General features: G+C 49.0%; 7 protein-coding genes. 3 read left to right on the top strand and 4 right to left on the bottom strand.

What is annotated here, in order from left to right; translation table 11 throughout:
* Positions 1-73 precede the first annotated feature (73 nt).
* A complete protein-coding gene (locus tag IEV19_RS07120; protein ID WP_188369961.1) occupies positions 74-1,048 on the top strand; it encodes a polyprenyl synthetase family protein in 975 nt (324 codons plus the stop codon).
* A gap of 9 nt (positions 1,049-1,057) precedes the next feature.
* On the opposite strand, the gene IEV19_RS07115 is transcribed toward IEV19_RS07120, so the two are convergent.
* Together IEV19_RS07115 and IEV19_RS07110 are read right to left on the bottom strand one after the other, a co-directional pair.
* Entirely contained in the window at positions 1,058-2,233 is a 1,176-nt protein-coding gene (locus IEV19_RS07115) for a lycopene cyclase family protein (RefSeq protein WP_188369960.1), read from the bottom strand.
* Positions 2,234-2,274: 41 nt separating this feature from the next.
* Positions 2,275-4,566 (bottom strand): TonB-dependent receptor, encoded by a 2,292-nt coding sequence (locus IEV19_RS07110; RefSeq protein ID WP_373284812.1) that lies wholly within the window; start codon positions 4,564-4,566, stop codon positions 2,275-2,277.
* A 79-nt stretch (positions 4,567-4,645) separates the two neighbouring features.
* Here IEV19_RS07110 and IEV19_RS07105 point away from each other — a divergent pair, with 79 nt between their 5' ends.
* Positions 4,646-5,305: a metal-dependent transcriptional regulator gene (locus IEV19_RS07105; RefSeq protein WP_188369959.1), complete on the top strand. Its 660-nt coding sequence runs from the start codon at positions 4,646-4,648 to the stop codon at positions 5,303-5,305.
* The gene (locus tag IEV19_RS07100; RefSeq protein WP_188370753.1) at positions 5,305-6,120 is read left to right on the top strand and encodes a ZIP family metal transporter; all 816 of its coding nucleotides are present in this window, start codon (positions 5,305-5,307) and stop codon (positions 6,118-6,120) included. Before IEV19_RS07105 ends, IEV19_RS07100 begins: the two co-directional genes overlap by 1 nt.
* Before the next feature lie 7 nt (positions 6,121-6,127).
* Here IEV19_RS07100 and IEV19_RS07095 read toward each other — a convergent pair whose 3' ends face one another.
* Positions 6,128-7,267 carry an efflux RND transporter periplasmic adaptor subunit gene (locus tag IEV19_RS07095; RefSeq protein WP_188369958.1) on the bottom strand — a complete coding sequence of 380 codons (1,140 nt, stop codon included), beginning with the start codon at positions 7,265-7,267 and terminating at the stop codon, positions 6,128-6,130.
* 8 nt (positions 7,268-7,275) lie between these two features.
* Positions 7,276-11,610, bottom strand: a complete 4,335-nt coding sequence (locus IEV19_RS07090; RefSeq protein ID WP_188369957.1) for a CusA/CzcA family heavy metal efflux RND transporter — start codon at positions 11,608-11,610, stop codon at positions 7,276-7,278.
* Between the last annotated feature and the right edge of the window lie 56 nt (positions 11,611-11,666).

Below are 11,666 nucleotides of genomic sequence, written 5' to 3'. Positions count from 1 at the left end.
TTTTTCTGATTTTTTAAGGGGAAGGAAAAATCCCTTTCTTTAGTTTTCTTCTATTTTTGAAAAAAAATTGCCCATGCAATCCGTTTCATTTTACAGGGATAGATTTGAAGAACATCTCTACTCAGGGATGGGTACCCGTGAGCCCCGGTCACTGTACGACCCGATGTTTTACATACTCAAACTGGGAGGAAAACGTCTCAGGCCGGCCCTGACCCTGCTTTCATCCGAGCTTTTCGGAGGGACCTACAGCCGTGCCATGGATGCTGCCATGGCTGTAGAATACTTCCACAATTTCTCCCTGATCCACGATGATATTATGGATGAAGCGCCTTTGCGAAGAGGAAAGACCACGGTGCACAAGAAGTGGGACCTCAACACGGGGATCCTTTCCGGGGATGCCATGCTTATTGAGTCATACCGGTTCCTGGAAGTTTATCCTCCTGAAGTATTCAGAGAGCTTACTAGGGTTTTCAGTGAGACGGCTGTGCAGGTTTGTGAAGGTCAGCAATACGATATGGATTTTGAGACTAGGGATGATGTCACAGTCCCGGAATATCTCAGGATGATCGAATACAAGACGGCTGTACTGGTTGGAGCAGCCGTGAAAATGGGTGCGATCACTGCAGGAGCCTCAGAAGGGGACCAGCAAAAGATCTATGATTTTGGCCTGAACCTGGGTATCGCCTTCCAGCTACAGGACGATTACCTGGACGCCTTCGGAGACCCGAAGAAGTTCGGCAAACAGGTAGGGGGAGATATCATTGAGAATAAAAAGACCTACCTCTACCTCAAAGCTTTGGAACTCGGGGATGATTCCCAGGGGAGGGAATTAAAAGACCTGTTTTCTATCCAACCGAAGAAAGCTGATAAAAAGATCGATCGGGTGAAGGAGATTTACTCTCAGACCGGTGCTACGGCAGACACTAAAAAAGCCATTTCCGATTACACGGCCCGGGCATTCTCCTGTCTCAAAGCCCTTGACCTCCCTGAGGAAAAGAAGGAGATCCTTATGGATTTTGGAAAGGACCTGATGGGGAGGAAGGTTTAGAGGGAAAAGCTACCACTGTTTTTTCTTGCCCGAAAAGGCCCAGAGTAAATGCCGACCAAGAGATTTGATAAAGGGGATTGGGTTTGGTGCCATCATGATGTAGATATCCTCGTACCATGTGGTTTCCTCATCCAAAAACTTTAAAATGAGTTGAGGTTTTCTCTTCCGGAACAGGGACTCGAAAATAGATCGACCCAAATCGTTTCTCCTGTAAAGTATGTTGAGCAGTAACAGGTCGTAATACCAGAACCTGCTTTTTTGTTGAAAGTAAGACAGGTTTTTTCCCTCCTTCAGATGCTGTATCAAAGCCTTCGTTCTCTTGGCCGTATTCATAAAAGTATACCCTGTACTGGGTTTGCTCCATCCCCCGGCGGTCCCGATATAGAAGATATGGTCCGTATTGTGCTGTGAAAAGTCGTAGCAGGTCATGGGGATACTCCCTTTTTCCCTCTCAGTAATCTCGTACTCCGGACTGTTGAATTCTGTCATCATATAATCCCTGATCGCCTGCTCGTATTCCTCGTCCTTTAACAGGGAAGTGGAGAAAAGGGTATATTCCACCAGGGCTTCCTTTTCTGAAAAGGGCAAGACATACATAAATCGTGTATTCCCTTTCTGATCCACTGAGAAATCCATAAACGTGGCCTGTCCGGCATTGAATACTGGTTCTTTGGTCCTGACGAACCAACCGATAAAATGCTGTTGTAGGATGGGATACTTGGGATTCTCGCCCAGGCTTTTATAAGAAAACGAGCTGTTGAACACCTGTTTGGCGCGATAGCTGGCAGTGGGGGTCTCTACCGTTGCGGTTCCGTTTGATTCTTCAGTGATGGAGGTTACTGCCTCCTGACGGAAATGCACATTTTGATAGGACGAAATTCTCGGCAGGAAATGGCGATAAAAGTCCAGGCCTTTCACCATCTTGTACGAATAAGGTGCGATGGCATAGGACTTTTTGTGTTCTTTTCCTCCAAAATAAATATGATCCCATCGTTTACTGACGATCTCGTCAAAGGAGCCTTTTCCCTTTTCCCAGAAGCACCAGGTGCGGTCATTCTTGTTTTTAGAGTCCTTATCGAGAAGAAGGATCTGTTTGTCCCTAAAAGCCGGATCTTTTCCCAATCCATCGGCGAGCATGAGCCCTGCTGCCCCGGCACCAATTATGATGAAGTCGAATTCTTTCATGGACCACTTGAGAAGCGCTAAGGTACGAATTTGCCGGTACTCTACATGCGGTACCGCAGACCCACAAAAGCCCTAATGCCCTGGTTTGGACCGTAGACATAAGTGGGGTCAAAGGTGAGGGCATAGGGATTATCCTGGGTGGCGACCACTTGTCCGTCAGCGTCATAGGTCACGTTCCGGTCGAAGGGATCATTCGCCCTGGCAATGATAAAAGGGGCACTCCTGTTGGGAGTCCAGTCCAGCAGATTCTTGACACCTCCGTAGATCTCAAAATTATCCAAACCGGAATAGGTGAACTGTATATTTTGAATGCTCCAGGTGGGGGAGTATTCGCTCCGTGGATCGAGGTCACCAAGGAGGGGAAGACGCATGGGGCCATATAAATTTCCGGTGTAGTCCAGGGCAAGACGCAGGGGACGGATCTCATAGGAAACACTCCAGGTCCCGGTGAACTGCTCAGTCAGGATCTGCCGGGTCCTAACCCCATCTTCAGTGCTCGAAACGTCCATGAGGGTAGCCCCCACAAGGAATTTTAGTCCGCTTGGCAGGGCCAGGTCCACATTGGCACTGATCCCTTTCGAGATGGAGTTCCCGTCGAGGTTGTCATAGATGATCTGATCTGTATTGGTCTCGTAATCCGGAATGATACGATTGGTAAAGTAGGTATAGAATAAGGAAGTATCGAAGTTGAGATAAGTACCTCCGGAGCTGTATATTTTTTTGGAGTAATTCAGGTTGACATTATACGACTGCTCGGGATCGAGTTCTTCCCTGATCACCACTTCCCGTGCCCCGGTCAGGGCAGCGTGATCTTCGGTAAAGAGGTTTACTACCCTGAATCCGGTCCCCGCGTTCAGCCGGAAGAGATCTGATTCCGTAACCTTCCACTTGTAGGCCAGCCTGGGGGTGAAGATGGTACCGTGCCTTCGGTCCAGATCCAGCCTCGAGCCGAGTAAGAGGGAATGTTTTTCACCCAGGCTCATCTCATCCTGGACAAAAAGGCTGGGGATCCATACCTCGTCCGGATTATTTTCCTGAACCGTTGCGGTGGCCGGAGTGTTGTCATCGTAGTAGTTGTATCGCATGGCCAGACCCAGAAGCAGGTCGTGAGAATCCAGGACGGGACCCCAGGTCAGCTGCCCGAATCCGATTCGCTGGTCGGCCAGGTAGGTGGTATTACCATAGACAGAATTCTGGTTGTGGCTGGTATAGGAGAAGGAAAGCATAAGCGGGGCATCAACCGGAAGCTGATATTTCCCCAGAAACTCCCATCGACTGGTGTAAATACTCTCTCCGTAAATCTGATCTCCCCCCCTGAATTCCGGTGTCCATTGCATCTCACCTCCCCATCGGTCCTCATAGAGAAAGCGCCCTGCCAGGGAAAAGATACGTCGATTAGGCCTCAGAAAATTCCACTTTTGAAAAAGGGAGATCCTGTCCTGGAGGGTGACGTCCGTAAAATTATCCCCGTTGTTGTCTATGGGGATATCATAGTTGAAATAGTTCAATCCCAAAAGCAGGGAGGTCTTGTCTCCCAGCGCCAGTTTGGAGCCGACATCGAGGTTGTACTCCCCCCAGCCCGTAACATAGGCATCTGCCACAAGCTCCGGGGCTTCAGGGGGGTGTTTGGTAATGATGTTAATGAGGCCTCCAACGGCCTCACTCCCATAGAGGGAGGAAGCCGGCCCTTTGACGATCTCTACCTGGGATATCAGGGAATTGGGAATACCCGAAAGGCCGTAAACGGTGCCGAGTCCGCTGATGATGGGCATACCGTCGATCAGCACTAGGGTGTAAGGACCTTCCAGCCCGTTGATGTGAATGTCGCCCGTATTGCAGACGTTGCAGTTCACCTGCGGTCTGACCCCATTGACGTTTGCCAGGGCCTCAAACACGTTGGGGGTTGGGTTCTTTTGAAGGAAGGCCGGGGAATAGACTTCCACAGGGACAGGACTTTCAAGGCGCCTTACCGGTTTTAGTGTCCCGCTGACAACAATATCATCCAGGGTTTCAACAGAAGGGGAAAGAGAAATATCAAGTACCAGGTCCTTATCGGAAGTCAAGTCGATCTCCGTCGAAAAGGGTTCAAACCCTATGGCAGAGGCCAGGAGGACATAGCGTCCAATTTCTAGTTTTTCGATGCGGTACAGACCATCGGCATCACTGGATGTACCCATTCCTGTACCCCTGATCCTGATATTTACATCGGAAACGGGCTTGGATTCTGAGGTGACCCGACCGGAGATACTCGCCTTTTGGGCGTGTACCGGTAAGCCACAACACAAGAACAGCAGCATCACCCCAACCCATTTTCCCATGATGGAAGTACCCATGACTAAAAATAAATATTTAGACAAAGCTAAAAATATGTTTTTACAAATAAAAATGTATTTTTGTTCTATTGAAAAGTATATGACGCAGTCTGAAGAAAATTACCTGAAAGCCATTTACCACCTGGGCAGGAAAAATCCCGGCGTGATCTCCACCAACGCGATTGCCGAGGAGATGCAGACCAAACCTTCTTCTGTTACGGATATGGTAAAGCGCCTTTCAGAAAAAGGGTTTTTAAAGTACAAGAAGTACCAGGGAGTAAACCTCAGCGAATCCGGCGTCCGTAAAGCGTTGATGGTCATCAGGAAACACCGGTTATGGGAGACCTTCCTGGTAGAGAAAATGAATTTTTCCTGGGACGAGGTACACGAGATCGCAGAACAGCTTGAACATATCCAAAGCGAAAAACTCATCGATGAACTCGACAGGTTCCTGGCCTACCCAAAAGTAGATCCCCATGGGGACCCTATTCCTGACAAGAACGGGGAAGTGCAGTCGCGCAAATCTAAACTGCTCAGTAATCTGGAGATCAACACCTCCGGGGTTTGTATTGGCGTAAGGGATTCATCTGCCTCTTTTTTAAGATACCTGGATAAAAACCAGATCGCTCTCGGAGACCGTATCCAGGTAACGGAGAAAGAGGATTTTGACGATTCTATCCGGGTACAGATCGGCGGGAGGAAACTCCAGTTGTCCCATACCATCGCCTCAAACCTTATCGTAACTCAAGAATCGGAATGATGGAACAGGTAATTGCGTATTTCGAATCGATCAACCCGGTACTGGGGGCACTGTATGCAACCCTTTTTACATGGGGCCTGACCGCTGCCGGTGCTTCCCTGGTCTTCCTTTTTAAGACCATGAACCGGGCGGTACTCGATGGGATGCTGGGATTTACCGGAGGGGTGATGGTGGCCGCCAGCTTCTGGAGTCTGCTGGCTCCGGGGATAGAGATGAGTGAGGGTGAAGGGTTCGTAAAAGTGATACCGGCTGCGGTAGGATTTCTCCTGGGGGCTGCATTTATTTACGGGCTGGATAAGATATTGCCTCACGTACATATCAACTTCAAGGAAACCGAAGGGATCAAAACTCCCTGGCACAGGACCACCCTCCTGACCCTGGCCATCACAATGCACAACATTCCGGAGGGCCTCGCGGTAGGGGTCTTATTCGGCGGTGTTGCCGCAGGGTTCGAAGGTGCCAATATAGGGGGAGCCGTAGCCTTAGCCCTGGGAATAGGGCTGCAGAATTTCCCGGAAGGTTTTGCCGTTGCCATGCCTTTGCGCAGGCAGGGGCTCAGCAGGCTAAAGAGTTTCACTTACGGTCAGTCTTCGGCCATAGTCGAGCCTATTGCCGCCGTGTTAGGGGCCTGGGCCGTACTCACTTTTCAACCTATTTTGCCATACGCCCTGAGCTTTGCAGCAGGTGCTATGATCTTTGTGGTGGTTGAAGAGGTGATCCCGGAGACTCAGCAGGATAAGTATACAGACATCGCCACCATGGGCTTTATCGGCGGATTTATCATTATGATGGCCCTTGATGTGGGTCTGGGCTAAGTCGTTTTCACATAGCGTTTGACAAGAGTGAGAAGGCTCCCTGTACAAGGTAGGTCTCATCCTCATCTCCCGCAGCTTCAAATTCTACGCTCGTAAATCCCCCATAACTTTGCCCGGTTTCTATCCTTACTTTTTCAAACACATAGCCGTCATCCTTTTTTTCAACAAGCCTGAGTACGTAATTGGTGTCATCAATCCCGGCAATAGCGGCATCCGGTAGGGAAAGTTTTTTGTCCTGGGAAGTAATGATACCGGCCTCAACGAACATCCCGGTTAAGAATCTGTGGTGGTCCTCTTCCTTCAGATGGGCGTGTACCTTCACCGTGCGATTCGCCTCAATATGCGTACCTATCAGGTAGACTTGGGCCTCAAAGACTTCATCAGAAGCCTCGGGGATCGTAAAGTGTATAGGTTGCTCTTTGCTCAGTTTCATGATGTCTTTTTCAAACACATTCAATTCGAGGTGGATGTGGTCATTATCCGTGATCTCCATGATCTCGTCTGCCGGAGAGACGTACATCCCTTTTGAGACATTTATTTTGGTGACGCTGCCTGAAATGGGTGAAAAGATCCTCGATGTAGACCTGATGGTTCCACTTTCTATTTCGGGAAGCGAAAAATTCAGCATGAGCAGTTTCTCCTTCAGGGCACTGTAACGTGCCAAATTTCCTTTGTACTCACTTTCTGCCTTGAGAAAACTCTTTTGAGAGGAGATATTTTCTGCCAGCAGTTGTTTTTGTCTCTCATAGTCTGATTCCAGGAATTTGAGATCTTGCCCGGCCTTTAGATATTCCTGCTGCAAGCTGATGAATTCCGGATTCTCCAGGACCAGCAGCGTCTGTCCTTTTTTGACCTCATCTCCTATAAGAAGTGGAGTTTCTTTGATATATCCGCCCAGAATGGCACTTACCACAGCTTTGTTCTGGGGAGGCACATCGATCATGCCGGTAGCCTGAACAATGTTGGGAAAATCGCGCTCCTCCGGGGAGCCGAGTTGCATTTGGCCCTCATCAAATTGTACTGTTGACAGGGTGATCATTTCCTCAGATCTCCCGTTCCCGGGCTCAGTTTCCTGTACTTTGTTCTTGCATCCTAACGGGAGGATTGCCGCCAGGATAAGACAGGTAAATAGGACATTTCGACTCATAGTACTATTCATTGAAGGGTTAGGTAATTAATATCGATGACCGTTTGGTTGTATTCGTTGAGACTGTCGAGGTAGTCGAGCAGGATCCCATAACCGTTTTCCACACTCTGTATGTACTGGAAAAAATCGATCTCCCCGCTTTTAAAACTGCTGTTGGCTGTTCTGAGGATCTCATTCGCCAGGATACGGCCTTCTTCCTCGTAGTAAAGGAGTGCTTTCCGGTTCTGCGAAAGGTTCGCCTTAAGGGCTTCCAGCCTGTTGAGCAAGACGCTTTCGTATTCTGCGGTCTCGGAATCGAAGGCCTGCCTCTCCAGGGAGGTGGCTTTTATTCTAGAGGCCTGTCCGCCCAGAAAAACGGGAATTTTAAGTCCGAACGAATAACCTTTGAGGTTTCCGTCAAAAGTCTCATTGGTACCCTGGAAATACTCTACCGCAATGTCTGGCAACAGCTTTTGTTTTTCCAGTTGATTCTCGGCTTTCAGCATGTACGCCTTATCTCTGTACAGCAGTATTTCGGGCATTTCATCCAGGCTGGGCTCCTCTAATTCCATTTTTTTGAATGGCTCTTTCAGAATAGAGAGTGTATCTTCGATTTGCAAGATCTGCAACAACGCCCTTTTGGCAATACGCACCTCCTCTGCAGCTCTGTCTTTCTGTATTCCTATCTGCCGCTGTTTCGAGGAGGCCGTAATTTTTTCCAAATAGTTGGTTTCCCCAAGTTCAAATCTCCGTTTTGCCGCGTAGTCGAATTTGCGGTACAGACTGTCCAGACTGCTGTAGATTCTTTCTTTTTCAAGGCGGGTCTGATATTCGAAATAGGCCCTGGTCAGTTCCCGAATGACTCCTTTTTTCCTGATCTCAAAGGCATCCCTTTCCATGGCAGCCATTGTTTTCTGCACTTTTCTCTTTGCCCCGTAAACAGAGGGGAATAAAAAGTCCTGCCGAATCCCAAAAACATCTATGGGAAGCCCGTTTACCGCCAGGTTGTTCTCGTCATAGGAATAAAAGAGCTCAGTTTTGTCAAAATCATATGCGGTGCCCATCAGTGCTTCGGATTTTTCGTATCTGAGGCGGGAGGCGTTGAGGCCGGCATTGTTTTCAAGGGCAACTGGGATGAGACCGGCCAGGTCCTTCGGCCCCGTCTGTCCTTGTATCCCTAAGGAGAACAGCAACGTTAGTATTCCCAATGATTTTCTGAGGCGATTTCGTCTACCGTGCCCACCTGAGCTGATCTTCTCGAACATACAGTACAGTACAGGAAGCACCACCAGGGTGAGCAAAGTAGCCGATACGAGTCCGCCTATGACCACCGTTGCCAGTGGCCTTTGCACTTCAGCCCCGGCATTGGTCGAGATCGCCATGGGAAGGAACCCCAGGGCAGCAGCGGAAGCCGTCAGTAGAACCGGCCTGAGTCTGTCTTTTGTACCCTGCTTGATGAGCGTTTCCATATCCTTGAATTCTTTGGTTTTTAATTCTTTAAAATGTTCTATGAGGACGATCCCGTTGAGCACTGCAATCCCGAACAGGGCGATAAAGCCTATCCCGGCCGAGATACTGAAAGGCATATCCCTGAGCCATAGCAGGAATACACCTCCTATGGCGGCCAGGGGAATGGCAGAGTAGATCAGGAGTGCTTCCCTGATGGAACTGAAAGTGAAATATAGCAGAACAAAAATGAGGATCAGAGCTATGGGTACAGCTATGTTCAGCCGGGCCTTGGCGCTTTGAAGATTCTCGAACTGACCCCCGTAACTGATCGAATATCCTACCGGGAGTGAAATTTGGTTGTCGACAAGCTCTTTCACATCATCCACAACCGACTGCAGGTCCCTGTTGCGGACGTTGATACCTACGACAATCCGCCTTCGGCCATTGTCTCTTGAGATCTTGGCAACCTCTTTCTGGTAGGTGATCTCGGCAACCTGGGAAAGAGGGATCTTATCTCCGGAAGGGGTATCGACATACAGATTTTTCAGGTCATCGATACCACGTCTCTGACCCTCACCGAGTCGGACTACCAGGTCGAATTTCTTTTCCCCTTCGAACACGCTTCCCACAGTACTGCCAGAGAATCCAGCCGCGACCATTTTGTTGAGGTCTTCAATATTGAGGCCGAAACGGGCTATCCGTGACCGGTCATAGGCCACATTCATCTGAGGCAGTCCGGCGATCTTTTCTACAGTGATATCAGCGGCACCCTCAACACCTTGAACAAGTGCCCTGATCTCTTCTCCTTTTCGCGCGAGAATGTCGAGGTCCTCGCCAAATATCTTGACGGCTATATCGGCACGTACCCCTGTTATCAATTCGTTGAACCGCATTTCAATAGGCTGGGTGAATTCTATCTGAATTCCGGCGATCACCTGCAGGGCTTCTTTGAATTTCTCTGCCAGTTCGTCCTTGGTTCGTGCAGAAGTCCAGGTCCTTTTAGGATGGAGAATGATGATCACATCGCTCTCTTCCATCGACATGGGATCTGTGGGGACTTCAGCTGCTCCAATTCGAGTCACTACCTGTTTGACTTCCGGAAAATTCTCCAGAAGGATCCTTTCGATCTGTGTGGTAGTATGTATCGTCTCACTAAGAGAAGTACCCGTTTTCAAAACAGGTTGAATGACAAAATCACCCTCGTCCAGTGTAGGGACGAATTCTCCTCCCAGTGTAGTGAACACTAAAACTGCCAGGACAAGTAGACTCCCGGCTGCGCCCAGGACCCATTTTTTCTTTTGTAACGCCCAGTGGAGAACTGGTTCATACCAGGCTGTCAATCTTTGCATGAGGCGGATGGAGATATTCCTGTCTCCTGCCTTGCCCGGTTTGAGCAAGAGGGATGACACCACCGGGACATAGGTCAGGCATAGGATGATAGCTCCGATCAGTGCAAAACTGAATGTAAGGGCCATCGGCCTGAACATTTTTCCTTCAACCCCACTAAGCGAAAGGATGGGAATAAAGACTATGAGGATGATAAGCTGGCCAAAGATGGCAGAATTCATCATTTTGGAAGCCCCCGTTCGGGCAATTTCGTCCTGAAACTGGCTCCGTTCCCTTCCCTCGAGGTTCAGGAACTCCGACCTGTTTTTGGTAATTTGGTAAGCGATATACTCCACGATGATGACCGCCCCATCTATGATTATCCCAAAGTCAATGGCTCCCAGGCTCATCAGGTTGGCATCGATCCCGAACAGGTACATCATCGAAAGGGCGAAGAGCAGACTTAAGGGAATGATGGAAGCAACAACCAGGCCCGACCTGAAATTGCCCAGTAATAAAACAACCACAAAGACTACGATTAGACAGCCGAAAATCAGGTTTTCTACAACGGTGGTGGTAGTCCTCCCGATGAGTTCACTCCTGTCCAGGAAGGGGTTGATATAGATCCCTTCCGGCAGGGTACGGGAGATCTCGGCCACTCTTTTTTTAACTGCCTCAATGACCTGTTTGGAATTGGCATTCTTCAGCATCATCACCTGTCCAAGGACCTTCTCACCTTCCCCGTTTCCTGTAATCGCCCCAAAACGAACGGCGCTTCCAAAGCCTACTTCAGCTATATCTGAGATCAGGATGGGAATTCCATCTTTGTTATCTACGACGATAGACCTGATATCCTCTAAGGATCCGACCAGACCTTCCCCTCTGATAAAATATGCCTGGTTCTCTTTTTCTATATACCCGCCTCCGGCGACGCTGTTGTTTTTTTCCAGGGCTGTAAACACATCTCCTGCCGAAATATCCATCGCATGGAGCTTTCGGGTATCGATCGCTATTTCGTATTGCTTCAGCTTACCTCCCCAGGTATTTACTTCCACCACACCGGGTATTCCGGACAGTTGTCTTTTTACGATCCAGTCCTGGACAGTTCGCAGTTCCGTAGGCGAATATTTCCCTTTGAATTCGGGTTCTATTTCCAGGGTATACTGGTAGATCTCCCCCAGACCTGTAGATATCGGGCCCATTTCCGGGCTCCCAAACCCTTCCGGGATCTTTTCCGATGCCGATTTGATTTTTTCTGCTATAAGCTGTCTGGGAAGGTAGGTCCCCATCTCGTCTTCGAAAACGATGGTCACTAATGATAAGCCAAACTTGGATACAGACCTGATTTCTGTTACCCCTGGCAGGTTGACCATTTCAAGCTCCACCGGATAAGTGATAAACTTTTCCATTTCACGGGTGGAGAGGCTTCTGGAGGTGGTGATCACCTGTACCTGATTATTGGTAACGTCCGGAACGGCCCCGACGGGAAGCTGGGTGAGGGAAAACAGACCATACCCAATGATCAGGGCTACGAGCAGGAAGACGAGGAATTTGTTCCTGATACTGAAATGTATGATGGATGATAGCATGATAAGCTGAACTATTGATAAAGGGCCGATCCCCGCTAAGGGGACGACTGGCAATT

The organism is Muriicola marianensis (assembly GCF_014638095.1).
Classification (GTDB): Bacteria; Bacteroidota; Bacteroidia; order Flavobacteriales; family Flavobacteriaceae; genus Muriicola; species Muriicola marianensis.
This window is presented reverse-complemented; position numbering and strand designations above follow the sequence as displayed.